Below are 24,487 nucleotides of genomic sequence, written 5' to 3'. Positions count from 1 at the left end.
GACGGCAATACGGCTCCGGCAGGATGGGCATCGGTCACCCAACCTGCAGCCATGCCTTGTGCATATAACCCAGGTCGCAAGCCGCCGTCGCGGCCAATCAAAATCGCTCCGAAGGGGCCAAATTCAGCCACCCGTGGCAAATAGTTTTCAACACGCCGAGTCACAACTATGAATGCTGAACACGAAATCCAGCTCCTAAGCTGAAAGAGGAATTGAATATGAGCGGGACGGCTCACGAAATCTCAGACGTAACGCGGCGCGCGATCATCGACCATTTGAGCGTTGCCCACATATTTTGGTCCGGCCGCCTCTCGGATGATGAATTCCTTGCGCGACTCTACGATCTCTCGACCATGCCGTCGTACGACTATCGCTACAGCAATGCCGCCGGCGATATCCGTCAGCATATGGTTCGCAATCGAGATTGGGACGATAACTGGGTGTTCTTCGACGGCCGCTTCAATCTCCTTCATGCCTCGGATGGCGAGTTTCTCCGATTTTTATGCGAGACCCTCCATCCGGTCGTTCGTCTAGACGAAGAGCAGGTTTCGGAGTTGCTGAACATCTATAACGAGGCGCTGGCCGCCGATGGCTTCGTCCTCGTACCCGGAAAAACAATCTCAGGAAGGTCGCTTTTCGTCGCTCAGGCGGTGCATCGCGCGGTCGTCTTCGAAGAGCCGACCGGATGGCAAAAGGTTGATCGGCAATTGCAGGAGATGCGATCGAGGCTCGATTCCGCGGAGACCGAAGAGCAGTTTCAAGGCGTTGGCTTGCTTTGCCGCGAAGTCCTGATCACGGTTGCGCAGGAAGTCTATAATCCCGCCAGGCATCCCCAGATTGACGATCGCGTGCCTAGCCCGACAGATGCCAAGCGCATGCTCGAAGCTGTTTTCCAATCGGAATTGCAGGGCTCAAGCAATGATGAAGCCCGGGCGCATGCCCGAGCCGCCGTCAATCTCGCGCTGGCCTTGCAACACAAACGGCTGGCGGACTTTCGCACAGCCGCACTTTGTGCAGAGGGAACTTGGTCCGTTGTAAATATGTTGGCAATCCTTGCCGGCCGTCGCGGCCGCCGTGATCGATGACGGAAACTTAAGAACCCGCACCTAGCCCTGACTCCCGCATCTATTTCTATTTCATTCGCCCAACCGGAGTCCAATAGATTGAAGGTCAGCGTTCCCCATCAGCGTTGTTTCGAATAGCCGCTTGACCAATCGCCCAGGGCGCAGAGGAAAACGCGGCTCATGCTGCAGGAATCTCGACCTCCAGCTTGTTCTCAATCGCGGTGTAAATGTCGATGTCCGCACTAGGCGCCCTGACGGATACGACGAGCGCATAGCGTGCCGCTCGGTCCCAACGCTGCAAACCGGGCTTCTCCTTCCACCAGCCGCTAACCGGAAAGACGCCGATCGCATCGCGTTCAGCAAGCGCAGCAGCACTTCCGCGCCAGATGTCGGAATGAACCGACCCGCGATCTCGTATCATTCCGAGAAACCAGTTGTCGCCACCTGCAGTTGCGCCCACCGCGCCCCCTTCTTCTGCCTCGGCCGCCTTGTTGATCCTCGTTCGGAACTGCTGCAGGCTCTCGAGGGAGCGTTTGACTGCAAACCGCAAGGAGTGTGACGAATAGCGATGGCGGCGCGTCCATCCGCGTTCACCAGGATTCGGTTCGACGAAATATGACAGCGTGACGCGAAGTTCGACGTCGGCAGCACCAAGCTCCAGCAACTCGTCACGCGGCCACGGCAGCGCGTGCAGGTTCATGCTTCTAGTCTTGATTACCGATTTTTCCTTTTTGAACGGCAGTAGCACGTCCTCTACCACCAACGTGGCATCATCGGCGGCACTTTTCAGGGCACGAGAGAGGTCCGGCACGCCCCAGCCGTAGCGCCGCAGCATTGCCATTTTCATGGCTTGCGTCCCCGCGCCGTCGAAATGGTCTCGCATTGCAGGCGTCCACTCGGCAGAATGGATGGCGAGACCCCGTACCGTCTCCGGCCAAAGCGTTGGACGAGCGGAAATGATGTTTGCACAAAGGTTTGCGCCGAGTGCGGCGGCGGCGCTTGTATCGCCAAATGTATCAAAAAGTCGAATGTTTGGCCGGTAGTATGTGGTCAGCAGTTGCAAGTCGTCCACATGTGAGCTCGGATTCACCCCGTCGTGGGCGAAGTTTCCACCTTCGAAAACGACATCCGGTCTAACGGGCCATTGACGATCCCAAGTTCCCGAGGTTCTGCTTGCCGGTGATAGGTCGCCGGCTGGCGCGACCGGAGCCCAATCACCAAAGGCCGGATCAATGATGTTGACCTTGTCAGTGTAGGCTCCGACGACGAGAGCGTTCCAGGCCTGTGCCGGGCTTTCTGCCTCTTCCAAATCATTGCGATCCGGATACTCCGCCGCATGGATGTCCCCGCGGAGATTGCCAGCGGCGATGACAATCAGACGACGGAGAGCTCCTCCGCCATAGGTCAGTTGGTCAACGGCGGCCGACCAAGATGAGGGACGTCCACGAGCGGGGCCTATCTCACTTGTGACCGCCATACAAAAGACCCGCTTGCGAAGTGGCGCGCTTGCCTCCGCCTTGGTCATCCCGGTTTCAGTAATCGCACCATATAGCAGCGGATCATTGCCGCCATTTGGCGGGAGGATTTTTATAGTTTCAAGCCAGTAGGGTAATTCGACGGCACCTTGCTGCGTGAGCGCCTGCTGAAGATCACCATAGAGCGCCACGCCAGCCATCGAAGTGCCATGCCCGTTCCAAAACTGGCTGTCGCCAACTCCCCAATTATTGTCATATGCATGCTGGTGGGCAGCCGGCAATGCTGGAGCGATCAAAGGGTGTTCCCGTGTCGCTCCGCTATCGAGCAGGCATATCGCCGGCGCCAGTGCGTTCGGGGCGACAAGACGATCCACAAGGTCCCCCGCCCACTCCACCTGCTCGGCGGCCCCCATCTCCAAGAAGGTCGATGGCGTGTCCTTGGCGAGCCGGAGTTCAGCGACGGCGTCAGAATTGATCAAGAGGCGTGCGATAATAGCCTCTGTGCCATGGGCGAGCACAACATCCCGTTCGGGGAACCGAATAGCGTGATCCTTGAGCGGAATATTTAAACGTTCGGCTACTGTTCGAAACGATGCGAGTTTTCCGTCCCTGATCCAGACTTCCCACCATACGGCGAGATCTGGCTGCGGATAGAGGTCTGGTGTGTCGGTAAAGAGTGATCGGACGGCCGCGAGACGAACGTCTTCAATACGCGCAATCAAGTTTTGGTTTTTGGGACGCCCTGCCTTCGTTTCCTCATTGCGATAGGCGTCGACTTTTTTGCTGTAGAATTCGACGGAGCGCTCAGGGACGAAGACCGTGGCGGTGATACTCTCCTCGCCAGCCGCGACCTGAGGAACGGCGACGAGTTCAATGCCAGCCGGCTTGTTTTCCAAAGCCTCCACTGCGCCGCGTTCTGCCGCGGGGATATCAAACTGCAAATAAAAGCCGTGTTCGCCTTCGGCAATTCCCGCCTCCCTATTCGCTATAAGTTGCTGCGCGCCAGCAATCGCAGTCGCAAGCGATTGAGAGAGCTTAGCTGCGTGCTGTGCTCTTGCTCGAGCAGGGGGAAGACCGGAAATAACCGTACGTGGGGAGGTATAGGCCTCACCTTGGCCCCCACCATCCAAGAAAAAGTGAGATCGATTGCGAGGCGGTCTGGCCATGTAATGGTGGTCGCCTTATCGCATCGTGGCGTGACGTTCCGACAAGGCGCCAAGCAGAATTGAGGTTTCCACCGTCGGCTTGTCACTCAAGATAGCGATCTTTGCAGCTTCGTCCGCAGCTCGTGCTATCTCCGCCTGACTGAGTCCCTTGGCTGCATCGAGGATTTCCGACCAATTGATCTTCTTTGGCTTGAAGCGGGATAAATGCGTCTCCAGGATTCCGCGCGTGATGCGCTCGTCCGGTAGTTCGTATGTAATCACGTCATCGAAGCGGCGGAAGATCGCCTTATCGAGAAGTTCTGGATGGTTTGTGGCAGCGATGATCAGGCTTGGGCCATGGTCATTCTCGATGAACTGGAGAAAGGAGTTGAGCACGCGACGAATCTCGCCGACATCGTTCGGCCCGGACCGCTGCGATCCGATCGCATCGAATTCGTCGAAGAAATAAACGCCCCGTTGCGCGGCGACGGCATCGAATACCAGTCTTAAGCGCGAGGCTGTCTCTCCCATGAGTTTGCCGATAAGGCCGTCGTAGAGAACTGTAAAAAGTGGCAGCTTTAGTTCATGTGCCAATGCCCCTGCAGTCATCGTCTTGCCAGACCCCGGCGGGCCGACAAGGAGCAACTTGCGGCGAGGTGTCAGCCCATGGGCTTTCAGCCGCTCCTGATGCCGCTGTTCAGCGATCACTCTTCCAAGCCGTTCGTGAAGCTCGTCGGACAAAATCATGTCTGCTAGTCGCGTGTCCGAAAAACGTGCGGCGAGCAATTTCGTTAATTCGCCTTTCGGCTGTGTGATAGGCACCGGACCTGCGCCAATGCGTGCGACGGTCGACGTCTTGCCGCGAGCTGCGTCGATTAGCTCTCTGAGCTCTTGAGCGAGCTTGCCATGACCTTGCCGGGCTTCATGCGCGGCAAGCTGTGTCGCCACGGAGAGGAAGCGACCTTCATCTCCGTCTATATGGCTTTTCAGCAAAGCTACGATGTGTTGTGCCGTGGTCATTTTCTCGAACTAATCGTTGGTCAGCTTGTCGGTGCCATGGGCACCTTAGCGTCTATCCATTTCAATGTGTCAGATATTTCCATTACGCCGTTTCGGAAATGAACCTGTCCACAGATTCTCACTCAGGTTGCAAAGCCTATCGATATATCGCACGAGGCGTTTAACAATTCCTTGTGTCTCTGCCGGGTTGCTGGCCAGTTAGAGTTTTCTCCACGTATACGTTCCCGGCTGATTGACTTTCTCTCCCTTCGCGCCGGGCACCCCCTTCCAATGATACTGACCCTAGGCCATTCCGTAGGGCCACTTCTTGATCTCGATATCTTCGACAATCAGGAAGTGACCAGCTTAGGTGCTCCAGGAACTCTTGGCGACCTTCAGCGGCAGAACCTCACCGCTCTCACGCCAGAGCTGAAAGATGTTCTTCCATTCGGTGTCGGGTTCAGTGTGCAACCGCATCATGGCCCTCTTGGGATTATCTGCACATACGCCTATGTCGCTGTCGCGTTCCTGCCGAGCGTCAAAGTGGTAATGCTCGCCATCTGAATTGCCCTATTCTTTTCGAAACAAAAAGGGAACCTAGCAACTAAATCGGCCATTGAAAACCCTTGATTTCGCGCCTTTTGCGTGGGCCAGATCGTTCCATTTCAAGTACTTGGCATGGTGTAGTCGGTGGATTGAATCTCATCAAGGCGAGCATAGGCAGATTTTGACCTGTGAGTGCGATCAGGTCAGATCCAGCCTGTGTCGACTTGCGTTTTTCGAGAGGAAGTGCGCCTTAGCTTCCGGAGCTACGCCACCGGCTCCAAAGAACCCTTCGATCGTCTGCCAGAGTTTCAAGTGTTTGGTAGCGCAGCGTGCTGACGAGCAATTGAACCAGAATGTCGTGTCGCCGCCGTCACTCAACGGTATGGTTTTCACAGCCTTCAGATATCCTTCGACGACGTCTGGCTCTGGGTTGTGATGCTCGCCGTCACCGCAGAAAATATAGTGGCTGGCACGGATACTCTCGACGAATTTCTTTGAGTAGCTGTTGTCGGCGCCATGATGGGGCACTTTCAGCACGTCGACTTCGAGCCGCTTGTCGTCTCCGATTAATTTCGCCGCGGTCAGGTATTCGAGCAGGCTCTCATTGCCCGCGTCTCCTGTCAGAAGAATTCGGCGGCCATTCTCCTCGACGAGAAGTACGAGAGAGGCGAGATTGGGGGGAGTGACATCCTTTTCGATCGCGAGCGCCAATTCCTGCGCTCGGCGGGCGACGTCCATCGGCGACACTCCGGAGCGAAGGTCTTCGACATCGCGGCGGTGCCGATTGCGCAGGGTTTCGACGTAGTCTTTCTTTTTCTTCAGCCAGTCGATCCAGTCTTTGCGCAACTCATCGAGCTGTACCTTCGTTGGACCCAGCACGGTAATGGTCATAGAGCCTAACTCAATCGGCTTTTTCGGGCGCGCGACCATGAAGTTTCCGGCAAAGTCTGGATTGAGCGGTATGCTCAACTGATCGTCTCCGATCCGCCAGTTGACTTCGATGGCGTCGCCGACGCTGAGCGCGAGCATCTCGACACGCTCCGCATTCTTCACCATTTCCGGCGTACCCAACCCGGCGGCATTGAGGCCAGCCATCGCGTTGGCACTGGCCGCAAGTGCGCTACCCAGTTGCACGCTTTCGGACTTGCTGATGTCGTCGAGGAAGGCATTGTGCCAGAGCGCTCGAATCGCCGGCGGCCTGGGCATCGCGGGCTGTTTGAACTTCTTGCCCTTGAGCTGCATGTGGTCGAAGGCTCGCCACTTCATCTCGTCATCAAGCATCCGGAGCACGCCACCGATATGGTCGCGGTCGATGTGTGAGACATAAACGACGTCGATTTCCTTTTGCGCCGCCCTGAGTTCGGAGAGTGGGGTCGCGATGAATTCGTCATAGGCGTCCGGTAGGCCGGCATCGGCCAACAGACGCCGGTCATCGCTCGAGGTCAGTAACAGGCAGTCGCCGCTGGCGGCAGGGGAAACTTCGATCTGCATCAACTTTTGCCCTTCATTCGCTTCTGAAGACTGTCGGTCAGGTCATCCACGGGCTGGACCATTCTCACCACCTCCCGCAGGCACGCGCCCGGATCAATGACACCGAAACCAGAGCCGTTTTGCCATTCGTAGCCGGAACCCGGAAGCGGTTGTGAAGTGCGTTGGATGACCCCACCGATCTGGGCGGCAGTGAGTTGCGGGTTTAGCGAGAGCATCAGCCCGGCAACGCCCGAGACATAGGGGCTTGCCATACTGGTACCTGTCATTTCAATCCACTTGTTTTGCGAATCGAAACCGCAGGCCGCGACGATCCCAGTGCCCGGCGCCGCAATCTCTGGCTTCATCCTCCCATCGCGGGTCGGCCCTTGGCTCGAGGACGCGTTGAGCAGTTCCCGCGCCTCATCGAGATTGGCTACGCCGATGACCCGCGGACCGCATGCCAACGAACTCAGCGTCGAATGGTCGACGAAGGTATCCGGTCCAAAGAACGAGGGTAACCGCCACTGCGTGCGTACCCGACCGCGTGACGGGTCGTCCCGCTCGATCCACGCATCGTAGGCTCCGTTACGCACCACCTTGCCGGTAAGCTGCACCTTCCAGCCGCCGGCTGTAATCCCCACGATTGGCTCGCCCATATAGGGACTGAGATAGATCGAAATACGGTTATCCCCATTTTTGGGGTCACTCAGGACGTTGTAGATCGAAACGACTGTGCGATCGGCCAGCAGCAGGTTCTCCACCCTCTGGCCGGGAGAGACCGGCCCGATGCGAATGCCGTTAGGGGTAAAGAGCTCAACGTCGAATTCATCCTGTGCGCTGTACCAGATTTCGAGCTCATTCTCGGAAACGTCTTCGACACCGTTGCCAACCACGAGCCATTCCAGATCGCGCCGCAGCGCCGCCGCTGGGATTCGACCGCTGGAATGCACCCGCCCAGACCAGATGCCGGTATCGCCTTCGAATTCCAGCGCATCCTGTCCGGAGTTCCCGGCCGCGACGCAAATCGACCGGCCCGGCTCGGTCATCGATGCGTCGATCCAGCGTGAAAGAAGCTCCGAGCCATCGTGTGCGCCGCCATTGGTGCCGAGGCTGATATTGATCGAAATCGCCTCGATATCCTTGTCAGCCTCCGCCAACGCGAAGAGATACGCCAGACCGTCGACAAGGCAGGTCGTGTCGTAGAACGATTTGCGACGATCGTTGTCAGCGTCGGGGAGCGACAGGAGAACAGCGGCGATCTTTGCCCTTTTGCAGAGACCGGAGCGGCCCGCAGCGATGCTTGCAACATGGGTTGCATGAGAACCGCGGATTTGCTGTGACTGCGGCGCAAGATCGTAGGGTGATACCCGCGCCGCCTTGGCTTCTTTCAGCGCAAAGGCGATGTGCTCGGCCGTGATTTCAGACCCGCGGCTTTGGGCTTTGCTTGCCTTCCCCTCGCTGACGGCGAGTTGCGGTGGGTCGAAAGCATCACCGCCTTGATCCCAGATGCGGATGATACGTGAATTGCCGGCATCGTCCATGAAGTCTTCGTGGGCGAAATCAATGCCACCTACGTCGATTATCCCGATTAACACGTTCTTGCCAATGTCATCGATCGTTCGGTTCTTGCCGGCGACGCCGACTGTGCCGCTATTGTAGAGAACGTAGCGGTCGGCGGATGGTTGGCTGGGGGTGTTGGCGCCAATCTGAGGGTCCGGCGCCCGCAGCGTCTCGGCGAGCTCGATGGATTGCACCACGGGATCCGAGTCGAGCTTTTGGAGGTCCGCGATGCTTACGGTGGCTGTGCCGACACGGCCGTTGCGGCGTGTGACAAGATCAGGAGATTTAGCGCTCTCGCGATTCAGAAGGACAAAGACGCTGACCTCGACATCCTTCGGCAGGTCCTTCTGTTTCGGGCCGCGGGCGATTGCATCGATCTCACGCTTCAGTTGCTTGACGCTGTCGTCGGTCGTCAAGCTGACGATATCAGGCACTTTCAGTTTCTGCGCCGCCGGTTTGAGCCGCACTGCACCGTTCTGTTGTGCTCGCACTGCGTTTACATTGGAATCGCCGTTTGCCACGCAACGCAGACGGCTATTGAGTTTGCGCATGCGATCAAGTGGATTGGCCATCTCAGTTCAAGGTCCTTTTTCGATCCGAGGATTCTATTGCGACAAGCACTTTCTGAAGTGGACACACAGTTCTAGAAATCGGCCCATCGGCGCCATGAGATACTGAAGTCGCACGTGAGCGTTTGTGGCGCGTGACGCTTCAATCCGTTGGCAAATCACTCCACACGAACCAAGCGAGCTAGTTCAACCGGGTAGGCAGATTGAACTGCGTCGGACTGAGGTCCAGTTTCTGTTCAAAAACCTTGAGATCGGTAGGCTCCAGCACCATGCCACCTGAAACATCGCCTCCCTGCGGAAGGGCGCTACCTTGGATGTCTGAAAAGCTGGGAATCTTATTCTCCGGCCAATCGTCTATGGCGTCGAGCTGGATGCGCTTCGGTTCAAGGACAACACCAAGTGAATTCGGATCTAGCCGATATGCTGACGTCGCGAAAATCTCGCGGGTATTCGCAGCGTTTCTTTCAATGCTTTCAATCGAGGCGGAGACCGTTCCGGTCGGCAGAACGTCGAGCGTTGCCCCGTCCGACGTCTTGAGATTACGAGCGATTGCATTGAATTTTCCAACTGCGACAGCCAAAGTTTCTGGATTTTCGAGATTAACGCCCGGTGTGGCAACCGTCGCCGTGACAACTATGGGAACTGAAGTGCATAGACTGCCGGTGGGTCCAGCGTGGCATTGCAGTTCGTTCACGACCTTTGTTTCCAGAGTCCAGTCTGGTCCGTACGTCGCGACCGCCCAGTACATTGCCTTTGCTTTCCATTCCGCCACTCCGTTGGCCCGCATGCCATAGTAGAAGTTCCGGTGCGTGTCGTGAGCTGTGCGATTTTGCTTCGTGCAAAAATAATCATGAATGATGGATGCCTTCAGATAAGGCCCTTCGAATGGCCCTCCAATAATCGACCAGAAGGCCTGTGGAATAGATGCGCCATCTACTTTTTCACCGGCGGGAACGTCCCATTTGAGGCCATTCGGGTCATCGAAGCTGAAGTTGTTTGACAATTCAAATAAGGGTCGCGGATCAGCGTCTATGAACTGACCCGACGGTCCGCTCGAGAAATTGCCGAAGAACTCAGCCGCGTTGATTTCGATCGCGCTGCAACAAAGGAGAGCCGCGGCCAATAGTACGCGCTTAAAGGAACTGTCCGAACTACCGCTTTTAGCTAAAAGGTCACGTTGCATGTTTGAAACCCTCCCCAGTCTCAGCTCCGCAAAGTCCGAGCATGTCCCCCCAGAAAATAACCCATGATTGCAAATTCTATCGATGGCGTCAAAGAGCGTCAGGAGGTTGGATGGTTGATGCGCGCTTCTCACTTTCCGGAGGGGTACCAGCGCCAGGCGGTCCGACGATTGCGCCGCCCCAGCTGTCATCCAAGCTCTGCTATACGAAATCGGGGGAAAGCACCATGGTGAGCCTTTGCAACGGCCCGTTCAAGGTCGCCGAAACCACCGAATCCATTGCGTTGGCGCGCGGAATTCTACCCTGAGGCTGATAGCCGCCGCAGACGTTCGTTCGCTTCTGGCCCATCGGCAATCTGGTGACCGCGCGTTGGAACGCAGGCTGAGGGTGCTTGCGATCAACAACCCAAGAGCGGTAGCTGCGTGAACTGCGAGATTGTAAACCTTGCTCGCGAGGTTGGCTGAAATTGCACCCCCCAACCAACAAGGTTGATCTGCCGATCGTGCCGTGTTTTGAAGTAGGAAAATTGGCGGCGGGGCTTTGACAACAGGAATGGCAGAACAGTTTGACATGTTTTCGGAGCAAGCTCCGCGCGACCATGTGGTCACGCGTGGCTCCTCCAACTCTGTCAAACCCGACAAGCATGCCATCACCATGACTGAAGAGGACATGGTCCGACATCTGTCGGAGACAGGTCGATATCGGATCCTGCAGAAACTTATGCCGCGCGCAATCGCTCCCATCGCCCGGCCAGCGTACCCCCTCAAGGGCATCATTCTCGACACCGAGACCACGGGGCTCAACGCTCGCAAGGATGAGATCATCGAGATTGGCGCGATCGCTTTCACCTTCGATGCGACAGGAAGCATTGGTGACGTGACTGGCATCTATGGTGGGCTTCAACAGCCGAGCGTTTCGATTCCCACTGAGATCACCAGGCTCACCGGGATCACAGATGGTATGGTGGCCGGGCAGTCAATTGACACGGCGGCGTTGCAGGCGCTGATTGGGCCGGCCGATCTGCTGATCGCCCACAATGCCAGTTTCGACCGCCCATTCTGCGAGGTGTTTTCTCATCTGTTTTCCGGCAAGGCTTGGGCTTGCTCAAACTCCGAGATCGACTGGTCGTTGCGGGGATATGAAGGCACCAAGCTCGGATATCTGATCGGGCAAGCAGGATATTTTCATGAGGGTCATCGTGCGGTCGACGATTGCTTTGCACTTCTGGAGGTCCTGGCTCGAGAAATCGACGGACCGGCTTCCACCGCTTTCGCCGAGCTCTATGAAGCAAGCCAGAGGTCACGTGTGCGGATCTTTGCGGAGAACAGCCCCTTCGACATGAAGGACGACCTGAAGGCGCGAGGCTATCGCTGGTCCGACGCAAGCGACGGCCGTCCCAAATCCTGGTGGATCGAGGTTGGGGAAGAAGCGCTCGATGATGAGCTCCGCTATCTCAGAACCGAAATCTACCGCTATCCAGACGCCGATCCACCAATCAAACGCCTCACTGCCTTCGACCGGTTCCGGGCCTGATCGCTCCCTTCAGCCCATCTTCTGATCGTCCCCATGCTTTGAGCGCATGGCCGACCTGAGACCTTGTGCCTTATCGACGGGCGGGCAAGGGCCTATATGCCAATCATCGAAACGACGTTGGAACCGAAGCATGGTTGCTGGCGTCAAGAGACCTCACGAAAGGGGATCATCATGAACGTAGCACGCTCTTTCAATAACTGGCGCAAGTATCGTCAGACCGTCACCGAACTCGGCCGCATGAGCTCGCGCGAACTGCAGGACCTCGGTATCGATCGCGCCGACATCCACAGCCTTGCTCGCCAGTCGGTCGCTCGCTAAGCGGTTGTTTCCAAGCCAACCTGATTGACGCTACGCCCGCTGATGACGCGGGCGTTTTTGTGTCTGGCCTGCCACTAAGCCCTGAGCTGGAGATTTCTTTGGTCAGGAAGAGGCCGTGCATTTTCCGCATAGCTGCACTGCAGCAAAGTCTATTTAATGTGCGGCGAGAATGGGTATCCTGGTTTTCATCGAAGCGATGCACCTCCTCCCGCAGAGCTTCGAATTTCAGACGGCCCACTCCTCCTCCCAGGGACGTCTGTAGGAACAGCGACACTCCTCCTCCCAGTCGCTGTTCGGTTCTTTTCGAAAAGCCTGCCGCACCTCCTCCCGCGGCAGGCTTTTTCGTTTTCAGGCTCGGCGGGATCAAAGTCCCAGATCGAGTTGCGGTTCTTGCCCGCTTTCTTCGGTGTTGAGCGATGACAGGGTGATCCCTAAGAGCCGCACCGGACGTTTGAACGGGAACACCGAGGCGAGCAGGGTCTCTGCAATCTCCAGCATCTGGTCGACGTCGGAAACGGCTCCGGACACGGTCCTGCTGCGTGTCGCCTGACTGAAATCCGAGTATTTGATTTTGACGGTGATCGTCTTTCCCGTGATGTCATAGGCCCCGCAATACCGCCAGGCCTTCTCGGCCAACGGTCGGAGCTCGGCTTTGGCCAGGTCGAGATTGTCGATATCCTCGACGAACGTATCCTCGGTGCCGACGGATTTTCGGATGCGGTCAGGCCGGACCTGGCGCTCATCGATGCCCCGCGCGATGCCATAAAAATAAGCACCGGACTTTCCAAAATGCTCCTGCAGGAAGGCGAGCGACTTCGATTTCAAATCGAGCCCGGTTTCGATCCCGTATTTGCGCATGCGCTCAGCCGTCGCCGGCCCGACGCCATGGAATTTCTTGACGGGCAAGGCTTCGACAAAGCCTGGTCCGCTCTTCGGTGTGATGACGGCCTGGCCATTGGGTTTGTTCAAGTCGCTGGCCATTTTCGCGAGGAACTTGTTGTAGGAGATGCCGGCCGAAGCGTTGAGCCCGGTGACCTGCTTGATCTTCGCACGGATCTCCAGCGCAATCTCGGTGGCGATTTCCATGCCCTTCAGATTTTCCGTCACATCCAGATAGGCTTCGTCCAGCGATAGCGGCTCGATCAGCGGCGTATATTCGGCGAAGATTTCGCGGATTTGCTGGGAAACCGCCTTATAGACGTCGACGCGCGGCGGCACGAAAATCAGCTCCGGGCATTTCCGTTTTGCGGTGACCGACGGCATGGCCGAATGGACACCAAAGGCACGCGCCTCATAGCTTGCGGCGGCCACCACGCCGCGTGCTGCGGATCCGCCGACGGCGAGTGGCTTACCACGAAGTTCCGGGTTATCGCGCTGCTCGACCGACGCGTAAAAGGCATCCATGTCCACATGGACGATTTTGCGGATCGGCGTTGGCGTTTACCTCGAAGCTGACCTTGTCACCTTCTCTGAGCGAACCGCCTTGCTGCAAAGCGGACACGTGAACGAACACGTCCGTTCCACCATTCTCTGGGGTAATGAGGCCAAATCCCTTATCACCGTTGAAAAATTTGACAGTACCGGTCGCCATCTCAGTTCCTCTTCAGTCTTTGCGGCATGTTCACGCGCGAAACGAACCTAAGCGGGAGCAATTGCCAATCAACGGATGAACCTCGTCTATGAGAAGGCGCGGACTCTTTTGCCGCGCGGGACGAAGCTTTGCATAGCAGTTTGCGTTTGTTTGCTGCGCAGTACATATAGACATTTCCGCGGATATGCGGCATAAGAGTTATATTTGCTGCGCAGGGAATATCTATGGAAGAGTCCGTAGCCTTCGATATGTTGAGTGAGTTGACGGCCAGCCTCACGGAGGCAGGCGGGGAAATCACGTCCGAGCCCATGTCTGAGTCGCAGATGGGAAACTCTCACGCAGATTTCCTTATAGATGCGCGATTTTTTGATGCGCCTCTCAAACTTGTTGTCGAGGTCAAAAGATCAGCTTTTCCAAGAGACGTCAGGGAAGCAATCTGGCAGCTGAAGAAATACATTGCCGCCATGCCGCCATGCAATTCCAGAGTTCTCCCCCTATTGATGGCCGATACCATTTCCCCAGGCGCACGCGCACTCCTGCGCGAGGAGAAGATCGGTTATTTCGATCGTAGCGGCAGTCTCTATCTTTCGGCCGACAATCTCTTTGTTCTCGTCGAAAAGCCAGCCTCGAAGCAGCAGGCTCGATCGCTCAACAATCTGTTCGTTGGAAGTCGCGCAAAGGCCCTCCATGCCGTCTGGACATTTAAGGACCAATGGTTCGGTGTGCATGAACTGGCCGAGCGGGCATCCGTATCTCCCACAACTGCATCCCAGGTTCTTATCGAACTAGAGCGCCGCGAATGGGTGAGCTCCAAGGGTGCCGGTCCATCGAAGGAAAGGATACTCTCCAATCCCCGCGCGCTGCTTGACGAGTGGTCTTCCTATGTCGCTTCGATCAAGCCGAAGCCGCTCCGCTCGTACTATATGCGGATGACCAATATCGATGAGGCGATCCGTGAGATTGACCGCATCTGCGATGAGACGGGAGTTCGCTACGAAATTTCCGGGCTCATGGCCGGGCAGATCCATGCACCGCACCTCTCGAAGATATCCCAAATCCATTGCCGCATCGATCATGGCGGCGAAAGCCTTCTTCGAAAACTGGGAGCAAAGGCTGTCAAAGAGGGCTGGAATCTGGGAGTTATAGACTCTAATCCACGCCACGACTTTCTGTTTCGCCAACGGGTCGGTCATGTCTGGGTCACAGATCCACTTCAAACCTACCTCGATCTCCTGCAGCTTGACAGCGGTCGCTCAAAGGAACTGGCCGACCATCTTCGGCTGACAAAACTCGCGGTACCCGAATGACAAAGCCCCAGATACTGACTGAATACAGTGCCGATGTTACCCGCGACTGCGAGCGCGTCCTGGTTACGCTCTTCAGCGGCCTCGGCCCCTGGCGTGATTCCGTCTTTCTGGTCGGTGGGCTTGCACCGCGCTACATCGTCACCAAGAGGCCGCCTGACGTCCCGCCTCATGCAGGAACCGGTGATATCGATGTTGTCGTCGATCTGTCGATCCTCGCCGACACAGAGGCATACCGGACGCTCGAGCAGAACCTCAAAAAAATGGGTTTCGAGCGTGCGCAAAATGACAAGGGCAATAAGGTCAACTGGCGTTGGCAGACCATGACCGAGCACGGCATTCTCGTCATTCTGGAGTTCTTGGCAGACGATCCGAAGCTCCGGGGTGGCGCATTGCAGGAACTGCCGACGGAAGGAAATGTTTCTGCGGTGAATATCCCTCACGCGTCGCTCGTGTTCGGGCACCACGATCGGATGGAAGTCACCGCTGATCTGTTGGGTGAAAAAGGCCGCTCGACAGAATCCATCCCCTACGCCGATATCGTGGCATTCACATGCCTCAAGGCGTTTGCCTTTGATCACCGGCGTGAGCGCAAAGATGCGCACGATCTCGTCTACTGCCTCGAACACGGAGAAGGCGGGCTCGCCGGCGCAATCGCCAAATTCCAAGAGGCTCTGAAAGGCAACGATCGGGAGGTCATCGAACGTGCCCTGACGCTTTTGCTCACCCGCTTTTGTGATCCGGCGCCAGACGAAGGCTACCTGCGCGAAGGCAACGTTGCCGTGGCGCAGTTCGAAATTGAAGGTGCTGCAGACGACACGGAAATCAGAGAAGCCCGGATTTTGCGCCAGCGTGCCGTCAATGACATCATGCTCGAGTTTTTAAGCGCGCTTGGTATTGCGTTCAAGTGATGCTCGGAGCGCGGGCCGCAGGCGGTGAACTCGACGTCGAGCATCATCGCCCTCCGGCCAACGCGGCCAGAAAGCGCAGGATTTTTCCGCACCACAAATGGCCGAACACGGCCAAGACGACGAGGCAAGTGCCATTATATGTGCGGCTACCGCGCGACTCCATCAAGCAAGAAAGCATCAGTTGCCCGAGCTGCTTCCACTGGCGCAATGGTTTAACGCAATCTTGGATCGACCGCGCCAGGGTAGGCGCGTCTTTGAACGGAGGCACCGTAGTCGGTAGTCAATATGGTCGCTGCTCCGCTGGCCTATGCGAGTATTCCGACTGTTGCGACTTGTCACAAAGCATCGCGAAAGGCGCACCTAAACATACCACTTACTGGATCAGGCGCACGTCACTTGTAACCGGCAGCGTCCCCGGGGTAACGCTGAGCGCAACAAGCTGGGCGAGGATCGAAAAGACTTGTTTGGTGTTTTCGGCGCCCCTCTCTGGGACGCAATAAGCCGAGCCACGGTAGACTGTGGCGGCAAAGCAGTTGTGCGATCGTCCCCGAGTGACTTTGATAATCGATGTGTCGGTCGCCCGCCGAAGGGCCTCCTCCGTCTGGAGCCTGAAGGCATTGGGGTTGGATCGCATCAATGCTCCAAGATAACGAAAGACAGCAAAAGGCGAGCGCAGGGAAATGGAGAAGGTGAAGGAAGCTTCACCTTCTATATCGTTGTGAAACCTTACTACGAGGTCCTTCGGCGTCGCGCCCGTGCCCGACCAGTTCGCGCTGCAGATCTGGCCAGGGCCCTGACGGACTAGGTTGCGCTTGAAGGCGTCGTCGCTGTGTTCGGGTCGGCCCCTGATTTCATAATCACGATCGATGCCAACTTCTGGATGTCTGCAAGCGACGCTCAGGCCCGCGCCCTCATGGAGCATGAGCTATCGCACTGCGCGCAGGAGCTCGACGACTTCGGAGCCCCGAAGTTCCGCAAGCGTCGGATTCACCCGAAGCCGCGCACAACGCCAGGGTCGCAGAAGCCCAAAACAGCCTATTTTTGCGCCATTACGATGACCCGCTGGCAATAAATTTCATTTTTTTATGGACATCGAGCGTATATCCACCTACATAACGTTCAACGCCTCCGCCGAAGCGCTGGTTTCGAATGGAATATGAAGCGCCGAACGCAGACGTTACTGTCGATGATTGCCATTATGGCAGAGCCATACTTGGATGGCCAGATACGTGATTAAATCAATAGCGCTTTTCTACATTGAAAACACAACCGACACTTGGAAATGCACAGAAAATACTGTCGTCTCGACAAGCATCGGCTAAAAAAGGAGAATGCCTAGCCTCTTGAGCTCGGCGCCCAAATTATATGAATTCTGCAACTGAAAAAGACGCGCCGACACAATCGGCAACGACCAAGATCAGCCTCAAGAACATCTACAAAGTCTTCGGCGAGCATCCGAAAAAAGCCTTCGCACTACTGCGGGCCGGAAAGACCAAGTCTGAAATTCATGCAGCAACGGGCTGCTCGATCGGCGTCAACGACGCCAGTTTCGATATTCGTGCCGGCGAGATATTCGTGATCATGGGCCTGTCGGGCTCCGGCAAATCAACGCTGCTGCGCCTTCTCAACCGACTGATCGAACCGAGTTCCGGATCGATCGAGATCGATGGCCGCGACATCACCGGCATGTCGCGCAGCGAGCTGATCGCGCTTCGCCGCCGCGACATCAGCATGGTCTTCCAATCCGTTGCACTGCTGCCGAACCGCACGGTCCTCAACAACGCCGCCTTCGGTCTCGAAGTCGCCGGTGTCGGCGAGGCCGGCCGCACGCAGAAGGCACTGGCGGCGCTGAAGGCCGTCGGCCTCGATGGCTATGCCGACAGCCGCCCGGACCAGCTCTCCGGTGGCATGAAGCAGCGCGTCGGCCTTGCCCGCGCACTGGCCAGCGAGCCGACGATCCTGCTGATGGACGAAGCCTTCTCGGCCCTCGACCCGCTGATCCGCACGGAAATGCAGGACGAACTGGTTCGCCTGCAGTCGGAACACAGCCGCACCATCGTTTTCGTCAGCCACGATCTCGACGAGGCGATGCGCATCGGCGACCGGATCTGCATCATGCAGAACGGCAATGTCGTGCAGGTCGGCACGCCCGACGAAATCGTCACCCAGCCGGCCAACGACTATGTTCGCTCGTTCTTCCGCAATGTCGATGTCGCCCATGTCTTCAAGGCCGGCGATGTTGCCCGCAAGTCGCAGGTGACGATCATCGAGCGCGAAGGCGTGTCCGCTGCCGCAGCGCTCGAGCGAATGAAGAACTACGATCGTGAATACGCGATCATCCTCGGCCGCGACAAGACCTATCACGGCATGATCAGCCAAACTTCGCTGATCGAGAAGATGCGGGCCAAGGCAGCCGACCCCTATCGCGGCGCTTTCCTGACCGAGATCCAGGCCATTCCGGCTTCCGAGCCTTTGTCGAACGTGCTCGGCAAGGTCGCCGCTAGCCCATGGCCGGTACCCGTCGTCTGCGATCGCAACCGCTATATCGGCTCCATCAGCAAGTCGGCGCTGCTCGAAACGCTCGATCGCGCCAGCTGACCCCAAACACATCGGATATACTATGAACTTCGATATCGGAAACGGCATCGACGCTGCCGTCAATTACGTCCTCGACAATTTCTCACCGCTGCTGGACGCCATCGCCGCGACCATCGGCTTCGTCACGGATGGCATCCAGAATGCCCTGCTGGCTATCCCCATGCCTGTCGGCATCGCGATCTTCGTGATCCTGTCGCTCTGGCGTGTCGGCATCGGCTTTGCGGTGTTCACCGCGCTCGGCCTGCTGCTCGTCAATCACATCGCCCTCTGGGGCCTGATGATGGAGACACTATCGCTGGTGATCGCCTCGACGCTGATCGCCATGCTGGTCGGCCTGCCGCTCGGCATCTCCATGGCGCGCAAGGATTCCGTCGCCGCCTTCGTGCGCCCTGTTCTGGACCTGATGCAGACCATGCCGGCCTTCGTCTACCTGATCCCGGCCGCGATGTTCTTCGGCCTCGGTGCCGTACCCGGCGCGATCGCCACGGTGATCTTCTCGATGCCACCGGTGGCCCGCCTCACCAATCTCGGCATCCGCCAGGTGGATGGCGAATTCATCGAGGCCGGCAATGCCTTCGGCTGCACCGCTACGCAGTTGCTCTTCAAGGTGCAGTTGCCGAATGCCCTGCCCTCGATCATGGCCGGCATCAACCAGACGATCATGTTGTCGCTGTCGATGGTGGTGATCGCCTCGATGATCGGTGCCGGTGGCATCGGCAACACGGTACTGACGGGCATCCAGCGTCTCGATGTCGGCACCGGCTTCGAAGGCGGTATCGCCGTTGTCATCCTGGCCGTCATTCTCGACCGGATCACCCAGAGCCTCGGAAAACCCCGCGCCGCCTTCTGGCTGGGACTGTTCCGCAAGACCGAGCGCGAGGAACTGGCGACCGCTACCGCCTGACCCCCGCGTCAGACCAATGCGGGCAACGACCCGTCTAATGCGAACCTTCACAAAAGGAGCACATGTGTTCAAAACACTCGCAACCCTCGGCCTCGCCGCCGCCCTTCTCGTTGGCACCGTCACAGCGACCATGGCTGCGGATGCCAAGCCGGTGAAGATCGGCTGGGCCGCATGGTCCGACGCCGAATTCGTCACTAAGCTCGCTGCCAGGCTGATCGAGACCAAGCTCAACCAGAAGGTCGAGCTTGTGCAGGCAGACGTGGCGCCGCTCTACCAGGGTGTAGGCCGCGGCGATCTCGATGCGATGATGATGGCCTGGCTGCCGCAGACCCATGCGGACTATTATGCCAAGGTCAAGGAGAAGGTCGAGACGCTCGGCACCGTCTATGACGGCGCCAAGCTCGGCTGGGTCGTCCCGGACTACATTCCCGCAGACCAGATCGGCTCGATCGAGGATCTCAAGAAGGAAGACGTCCAGAAGAAGCTCTCCGGCACCATCCAGGGCATCGACCCCGGCGCCGGCCTAACGCGCCTGTCGGAGAAGGCCGAGAAGGATTACGGGCTGGGCAGCTACAAGCTGCAGATCTCCAGCGAAGCCGGCATGCTGACCACCGTCGATCGCGCCGTGCGCGGCGAAAAGTGGTTCGTGGCCACCGCCTGGAGCCCGCACTGGATGTTCGGCAAGCACCAGCTGCGCTACCTCGACGACCCGAAAAAGTCGCTGGGTGAAGCCGAGCACGTCGACATTCTGGCGCGCAAGGACTTCAAGTCGGAATATCCCAAGGTTGCCGACTTCCTGTCGCGCATGAAGCTGCCGATTCCCGATCTGGAAGCGGCGATGTTTACCGCGCAGCAGAGCTCCTATGATGACGCAGTCGACAAGTACATTGCCGACCACCCCGACCAGGTGAAGAGCTGGATCGGCGAGGAAGGCTGATCTCCGACATCATGCTCCCCAGCGCCATCGTGCTGGTGAGCATCTTCGCAAGATCGAGCAGGAGCGACAGTTGTATATCGACAGCCCGGACACGTTCTACACGACTGACGACACCATCGGCGGCCGGATATCGCTGGCGCGCGACGCGAACGGCCTGTCGGTCGAAGCCGCCGCCCTCGCAATCGGCATCGCGGCAGGCACCTGGATCGACTGGGAAAACGATCGTGACGCTCCCTTCCCCGACCGCCTCGTGATGATTGCCGAAGCGCTCGGGGTCAGCCTGGCGTGGCTCGTCAGCGGACGTGGCGAAGGGCCAACCTGGATCACCAGTGACAACGCTTCTGCCTTTCGTCCGGACTGACGGCCAACGGTCGCGCCAAACGATTTCAGCAGGACAAGGAACGACATCGATGGATACCAGCACAATCACATCCGAACTGACGCAGAGCATACCTGGGGCGCCGGCCCTGGAAGCAGGATCGACAACCGGCCAGCCGATCGATCTCTCCGCCATGCACGCCCTCTATTCGGATATGGGATGGCTGATCGCCGAGCGTTTTTCATCGCTTGAAGACCGCCAGAGGGTATTCGAGCTGATCGAGCTCGGCATGCGAAGCGGTGACCCCAAACTGAAGCATGCGGTATCGACCGGCTTGATCGAAGCGATGATTTCCCGCACCGGCGCGCAGCCGGCGAGGTGGCGACAGATCTCGGCGGAGCTCGGACCGTTGTCCGTTGCCTATATCCACGGATAGCTTTTTCCCCTGCCAAGTTCCGCCCATCTCGGCCGGCATCAGCGTGGATCGCAGATGCCGGCCTGTTCGTCTTCGGCCAGCCCCCTTCCTCGTGGCGTTGTTGCGTGGATCACCCGGCGACTGATATTGAGCGGTTGTTTTCAGTCTCCTGATCCGGATTTCGACGATGCCGCACACGTTCGATGCCGATCGGCGGGACAAGATTGCCAAGCAGAAATATCAAGTGACGAATTGGCCGGCATATATTGAAAGCCTGCGTCAACGTGGTGATTTGACCATCTGGGTGAAGGATGAGGCCCTGTCTTTATGGACGGCGCGGAGGCGGACATCGCGGGGTGGTCAGCCGAAATACTCGGATCTGGCGATTACGTTGTGCTTGACCCTGCGCGTCGTCTACGGGCTGGCGCTACGCCAGACCCAAGGCTTGATGCGCAGTGTCGCGGCGCTGATGGGGTTCGATATTGCCGTGCCTGACTTCTCCACCCTGTCTCGCCGGAGCAAAGGGCTGGCGTTGCCGTCGACAAAGTCCCGACCCGCAACATCAGGTCCGGTCCATCTGGTTGTCGACAGCAGCGGCTTGAAGGTCTTCGGCGAGGGCGAGTGGCTGGAAAACAAGCACAAAACCAAGGCCAAACGCAAAAGATGGCGCAAACTGCACCTTGGTCTCAATCTTGTCAGTGGTGAGATTGTTTGTTCCGATCTGACCGCGGATGATGTCGGCGATCCGACAGCGTTACTAGGACTTCTGGACCAGATCGGTGGCCCCGTCGAGAAGTTCATTGCCGACGGCGCCTATGATGGAACGCCAACCCGAGATCTTCTGGCGACACGCTTTGGTGAGATCGTGGAGGTCATTATCCCACCTCCCAAGACTGCCGTTGCCAGCCCTCAATCGGTGCTGGTTCCATCTGTCCGCGATCGCCATATTGCAGAAATCCAGACCAAAGGGCGGATGGCATGGCAGAAATCCACCGGCTACAACAAGCGCGGTCGCGCTGAGACCCAGATGGGTCGACGGAAGGCTGTGATCGGGCCCAAACTCAAAGCCCGAAATTTTGACAATCAGAAGACTGAAGCGAAGATTGGCGTCCGTGTTCTTAACAGGATGACAGAACTTGGCCGGCCCAAGTTCGAGCGCGTTGCATGAAAAATGCAGTGGATAGGGTTGCCTTGTCCAAAGTCTGATCCATGCAACAGTGCTGTTGGTGGGAGCCCAGGCACGTGATATTGCGGCACGGTGACAAATGCCCGATGTCACCGCATTTATTCTTCCACCAACCGCAACACTGGCGGGGCTCCACATGCGCGGAACGCCTTTAGGTCGACTTGAACCATCGGGCCACGCGGCGTGTGCATGGTGAGGGTGCTGATATCGACATCAATACCGGATTTGTGTACGTCGCGGATGGCGTCGTTCATTTGTTGAAGGGCTGCGCCTAGTCTTTCCTCAGCATGCTTCTGTCTTGCGAGGTGAGATGTCATGGTTGTCCTGATCGTTTGCTGTTCGCTTTCCGCTTATGCGGGTAGCTTTTTGGTCCGCGCTGGGGTTATCTCATCCCTGGGGAAACGTGCGCGGATCCACGGAAGTTTTTCGTTATAACAGTCGAGAAGACAGCCTCATCCGACACTATTCGTTTTCACTGTCGGATCGACTGGAGATCGAACTGCGGAGGCGTGATCATAATCGGCTCGGCTTGCCATTCAGCTATGTTTAACGCGATACCCGGGCCGGTTAACCTGACGGTGCCAATCACCCGTCCTTGTAGTAATAGCTATAGCCGTTGAGCGCCGGGGCGCCGCCGAGATGGGCGTACAGCACCTTCGAGCCCTCGGGGAAGAAGCCCTTGCGTGCGAGATCGATCATCCCCTGCATCGACTTTCCCTCATAGACTGGGTCGGTAATCATCGCCTCGGTGCGCGCCGCGAGCCGGATCGCCTCGTTGGTCTCCTCCGAGGGCACTCCATAGGCGGGATAGGCGTAGTCGGGGTTGATGACGATCTCGTCTTCACGCACCGACCGACCAAGGTTCACGAGTTCCGAGGTCGCATCGACGATCTTCCGCACCTGATCCCGCGTCTGCTGGAGGGTGCCCGAGGCATCGATGCCAATCACCCGGTCGGCCCTGTCTAGTGCGGCAAAGCCGACGATCATTCCGCCCTGGGTTGAACCGGTGACAACGCAGACGATGATATAGTCGAAGATGAAGCCGAGGTCCTTTTCCTGTGCCGCGACTTCCTCGGCGAAGCCGACATAGCCGAGGCCTCCGAACTTGTGTACCGAAGCGCCAGCCGGGATCGCGTAGGGCTTGCCGCCCGCATCCTCTACCGACTGAATCGCATCCTCCCAGCTCTTGCGGATGCCGATGTCGAACCCATCCTCGACCAGCCGGCTGTCGGCGCCCATCAGTTTCGTCATCAGGATATTGCCGACACGGTCATAGACCGCATCGTAGTGCGGTACCCATTTCTCCTGGATGACGACACACTTCATGCCGATCTTCGCCGCAGTCGCAGCCACCATGCGGGTATGATTCGACTGGACCCCACCGATCGACACCAGCGTATCCGCGCCGGAGGCGATCGCGTCGGGCACGATATATTCGAGCTTCCTGAGCTTATTGCCGCCCATGGCGAGGCCGGAATTGCAGTCGTCGCGCTTAGCATAGATGTCGACCTTGCCGCCCAGCGCCGCAGTCAGCCGCGGCAGGTGCTCGATCGGCGTTGGGCCGAAGGTGAGCGGGTAGCGTTCGAACTTTTCCAACAGTGACATCGATCAGGGCCTCCGTGCCGAATTTGTGGTCGAAGGCTAGTAGATATCGTTTGAAAGGTGCTCTCTAATTTTGCTTTAAAAGCTTTCTTTATCGGCGTAATTTTTCGGTGGTAGAATCCACTTCTTCAATAATACGAGGTAAAATGAAAGAGTCTTCCACAGAGGATTTCGATAGGATAGACCTCAAGATTTTGCGCGCCCTGCAATCGGAGGGCCGGCTCAGCAATGCCGATCTCGCCGAGCGCGTGAATGTCAGTGCTGCAACTTGCCACAGGCGAACTCAACGCCTCTTCGAGGAGGGCTACATTACCGGCGTGCGGGCGGAAGTCGCGCCGGGCGCCGTAGGCCTCGGCGCGATGGTCATGGTTGGCGTGGTACTGGATCGCTCCACGCCTGAGAGCTTTGGTGCCTTTGAGGGCGCGGTCATGGAGCTGAAGGAAGTACTGGACTGCAATTTGGTCGCCGGAGATTTCGATTATCTCCTGAAAATCCGCGTCCGCGACATGGCCGATTTCAACAAGCTCCACGGCCAGAAGCTGATCGCCCTCCCAGGCGTGCGCCAGACGCGCACCTTCTTCGTGATGAAGGAAGTCAAGGAGAACGCGAGGTTGCCCTTCTAGCGTCGTCGGCAGCTATTGTGGATGCAGCATCTATTGTCCGGTTCCGCGCAGACAGCGGATGTCAGGCGACTTTTTCTGACATCACCGGCCCCACGCTCTGTGCATCAAACATACGGTCTCACCGTTCACACGATGGAGGCACTCCATAGCGAGGTTATTTGTAGGTCTGCGATAGTTCAGTCTCCCGACCAAGCGGTACCAGCCGGGCAATCCACTCGGCGCCGTCGACGATCAGGT

The 24,487-nt window shown here is 57.7% G+C and carries 24 protein-coding genes and 1 pseudogene; 16 read left to right on the top strand and 9 right to left on the bottom strand.

Annotated elements, in window-relative coordinates; all coding sequences use genetic code 11:
• The first annotated feature begins 218 nt into the window (after positions 1-218).
• The gene (locus FFR93_RS37560) at positions 219-1,085 is read left to right on the top strand and encodes a hypothetical protein (protein WP_018516676.1); all 867 of its coding nucleotides are present in this window, start codon (positions 219-221) and stop codon (positions 1,083-1,085) included.
• A gap of 157 nt (positions 1,086-1,242) precedes the next feature.
• On the opposite strand, the gene FFR93_RS37555 is transcribed toward FFR93_RS37560, so the two are convergent.
• Together FFR93_RS37555 and FFR93_RS37550 are read right to left on the bottom strand one after the other, a co-directional pair.
• Positions 1,243-3,705: a S8 family peptidase gene (locus FFR93_RS37555; protein ID WP_138396885.1), complete on the bottom strand. Its 2,463-nt coding sequence runs from the start codon at positions 3,703-3,705 to the stop codon at positions 1,243-1,245.
• A gap of 15 nt (positions 3,706-3,720) precedes the next feature.
• Positions 3,721-4,677 carry an ATP-binding protein gene (locus tag FFR93_RS37550; protein ID WP_246661412.1) on the bottom strand — a complete coding sequence of 319 codons (957 nt, stop codon included), beginning with the start codon at positions 4,675-4,677 and terminating at the stop codon, positions 3,721-3,723.
• Here FFR93_RS37550 and FFR93_RS41775 point away from each other — a divergent pair.
• Positions 4,591-4,806, top strand: a complete 216-nt coding sequence (locus tag FFR93_RS41775; protein WP_246661413.1) for a hypothetical protein — start codon at positions 4,591-4,593, stop codon at positions 4,804-4,806. The genes FFR93_RS37550 and FFR93_RS41775 overlap by 87 nt on opposite strands.
• Positions 4,807-5,427: 621 nt before the next feature.
• Here FFR93_RS41775 and FFR93_RS37545 read toward each other — a convergent pair.
• The 3 genes from FFR93_RS37545 to FFR93_RS37535 form a co-directional block, all read right to left on the bottom strand.
• A complete protein-coding gene (locus FFR93_RS37545; RefSeq protein ID WP_138396883.1) occupies positions 5,428-6,720 on the bottom strand; it encodes an MBL fold metallo-hydrolase in 1,293 nt (430 codons plus the stop codon).
• Positions 6,720-8,693: a S8 family serine peptidase gene (locus FFR93_RS37540; protein ID WP_246661408.1), complete on the bottom strand. Its 1,974-nt coding sequence runs from the start codon at positions 8,691-8,693 to the stop codon at positions 6,720-6,722. The genes FFR93_RS37545 and FFR93_RS37540 overlap by 1 nt, the downstream gene beginning before the upstream one ends.
• Positions 8,694-9,009: 316 nt before the next feature.
• Complete coding sequence (locus tag FFR93_RS37535; RefSeq protein ID WP_138396881.1) at positions 9,010-10,011, bottom strand: DUF1353 domain-containing protein; 1,002 nt, start codon at positions 10,009-10,011, stop codon at positions 9,010-9,012.
• 110 nt (positions 10,012-10,121) lie between these two features.
• Here FFR93_RS37535 and FFR93_RS37530 point away from each other — a divergent pair, with 110 nt between their 5' ends.
• From FFR93_RS37530 to FFR93_RS37520, 3 genes are all read left to right on the top strand, one after another.
• Positions 10,122-10,316: a hypothetical protein gene (locus FFR93_RS37530; protein WP_138396880.1), complete on the top strand. Its 195-nt coding sequence runs from the start codon at positions 10,122-10,124 to the stop codon at positions 10,314-10,316.
• A gap of 245 nt (positions 10,317-10,561) precedes the next feature.
• Positions 10,562-11,542 (top strand): 3'-5' exonuclease, encoded by a 981-nt coding sequence (locus FFR93_RS37525; protein ID WP_138396879.1) that lies wholly within the window; start codon positions 10,562-10,564, stop codon positions 11,540-11,542.
• Positions 11,543-11,713: 171 nt separating this feature from the next.
• Positions 11,714-11,860: a DUF1127 domain-containing protein gene (locus tag FFR93_RS37520; RefSeq protein WP_138396878.1), complete on the top strand. Its 147-nt coding sequence runs from the start codon at positions 11,714-11,716 to the stop codon at positions 11,858-11,860.
• Positions 11,861-12,223: 363 nt separating this feature from the next.
• On the opposite strand, the gene dinB is transcribed toward FFR93_RS37520, so the two are convergent.
• Positions 12,224-13,288 carry a DNA polymerase IV gene (gene dinB, locus FFR93_RS37515; RefSeq protein ID WP_138396877.1) on the bottom strand — a complete coding sequence of 355 codons (1,065 nt, stop codon included), beginning with the start codon at positions 13,286-13,288 and terminating at the stop codon, positions 12,224-12,226.
• Positions 13,227-13,451: a cold-shock protein gene (locus tag FFR93_RS37510; RefSeq protein ID WP_245315061.1), complete on the bottom strand. Its 225-nt coding sequence runs from the start codon at positions 13,449-13,451 to the stop codon at positions 13,227-13,229. Before FFR93_RS37510 ends, dinB begins: the two co-directional genes overlap by 62 nt.
• Before the next feature lie 500 nt (positions 13,452-13,951).
• Here FFR93_RS37510 and FFR93_RS37505 point away from each other — a divergent pair, with 500 nt between their 5' ends.
• Together FFR93_RS37505 and FFR93_RS37500 are read left to right on the top strand one after the other, a co-directional pair.
• Positions 13,952-14,758 (top strand): hypothetical protein, encoded by an 807-nt coding sequence (locus FFR93_RS37505; protein WP_246661406.1) that lies wholly within the window; start codon positions 13,952-13,954, stop codon positions 14,756-14,758.
• Positions 14,755-15,666 carry a GSU2403 family nucleotidyltransferase fold protein gene (locus FFR93_RS37500; RefSeq protein WP_077988025.1) on the top strand — a complete coding sequence of 304 codons (912 nt, stop codon included), beginning with the start codon at positions 14,755-14,757 and terminating at the stop codon, positions 15,664-15,666. The genes FFR93_RS37505 and FFR93_RS37500 overlap by 4 nt, the downstream gene beginning before the upstream one ends.
• 373 nt (positions 15,667-16,039) lie before the next feature.
• On the opposite strand, the gene FFR93_RS41770 is transcribed toward FFR93_RS37500, so the two are convergent.
• On the bottom strand, positions 16,040-16,300 hold the full coding sequence (locus tag FFR93_RS41770; RefSeq protein ID WP_222059451.1) for a hypothetical protein: 261 nt from the start codon (positions 16,298-16,300) through the stop codon (positions 16,040-16,042).
• A 246-nt stretch (positions 16,301-16,546) separates the two neighbouring features.
• Here FFR93_RS41770 and FFR93_RS41765 point away from each other — a divergent pair, with 246 nt between their 5' ends.
• From FFR93_RS41765 to FFR93_RS41760, 8 genes and pseudogenes are all read left to right on the top strand, one after another.
• Positions 16,547-16,738, top strand: a complete 192-nt coding sequence (locus tag FFR93_RS41765) for a putative metallopeptidase (RefSeq protein WP_245275163.1) — start codon at positions 16,547-16,549, stop codon at positions 16,736-16,738.
• Between the two features lie 293 nt (positions 16,739-17,031).
• The gene (gene proV, locus FFR93_RS37485) at positions 17,032-18,264 is read left to right on the top strand and encodes a glycine betaine/L-proline ABC transporter ATP-binding protein ProV (RefSeq protein ID WP_138396875.1); all 1,233 of its coding nucleotides are present in this window, start codon (positions 17,032-17,034) and stop codon (positions 18,262-18,264) included.
• A gap of 22 nt (positions 18,265-18,286) precedes the next feature.
• Positions 18,287-19,168, top strand: a complete 882-nt coding sequence (locus FFR93_RS37480) for a proline/glycine betaine ABC transporter permease (RefSeq protein WP_138396874.1) — start codon at positions 18,287-18,289, stop codon at positions 19,166-19,168.
• Positions 19,169-19,232: 64 nt separating this feature from the next.
• The gene (locus FFR93_RS37475) at positions 19,233-20,105 is read left to right on the top strand and encodes a glycine betaine ABC transporter substrate-binding protein (protein ID WP_131706131.1); all 873 of its coding nucleotides are present in this window, start codon (positions 19,233-19,235) and stop codon (positions 20,103-20,105) included.
• Positions 20,106-20,175: 70 nt separating this feature from the next.
• Positions 20,176-20,466: a helix-turn-helix domain-containing protein gene (locus FFR93_RS37470; RefSeq protein ID WP_011654142.1), complete on the top strand. Its 291-nt coding sequence runs from the start codon at positions 20,176-20,178 to the stop codon at positions 20,464-20,466.
• 49 nt (positions 20,467-20,515) lie between these two features.
• Positions 20,516-20,860, top strand: a complete 345-nt coding sequence (locus tag FFR93_RS37465; protein WP_138396872.1) for a hypothetical protein — start codon at positions 20,516-20,518, stop codon at positions 20,858-20,860.
• A gap of 166 nt (positions 20,861-21,026) precedes the next feature.
• Positions 21,027-22,007: an IS5 family transposase gene (locus FFR93_RS37460; protein ID WP_018516653.1), complete on the top strand. Its 981-nt coding sequence runs from the start codon at positions 21,027-21,029 to the stop codon at positions 22,005-22,007.
• A gap of 421 nt (positions 22,008-22,428) precedes the next feature.
• Positions 22,429-22,595 (top strand): annotated as a pseudogene (locus FFR93_RS41760) (DUF4158 domain-containing protein); the annotation flags it as partial.
• Positions 22,596-22,610: 15 nt separating this feature from the next.
• Here the strand turns inward: FFR93_RS41760 and FFR93_RS37445 are convergent.
• Positions 22,611-23,630, bottom strand: coding sequence for a 1-aminocyclopropane-1-carboxylate deaminase (locus FFR93_RS37445; RefSeq protein WP_018481130.1), 1,020 nt, complete (start codon positions 23,628-23,630; stop codon positions 22,611-22,613).
• 143 nt (positions 23,631-23,773) lie between these two features.
• Between FFR93_RS37445 and FFR93_RS37440 the strand changes: the two genes are divergently transcribed.
• Positions 23,774-24,250, top strand: a complete 477-nt coding sequence (locus tag FFR93_RS37440) for an Lrp/AsnC ligand binding domain-containing protein (protein ID WP_018481129.1) — start codon at positions 23,774-23,776, stop codon at positions 24,248-24,250.
• Positions 24,251-24,487: the final 237 nt, after the last annotated feature.

The organism is Rhizobium sp. MHM7A, from assembly GCF_005862215.1.
Classification (GTDB): domain Bacteria; phylum Pseudomonadota; class Alphaproteobacteria; order Rhizobiales; family Rhizobiaceae; genus Rhizobium; species Rhizobium bangladeshense.
Note: the sequence above shows the minus strand (reverse complement) of the source record. Positions and strands in the feature narration are given on the sequence as shown.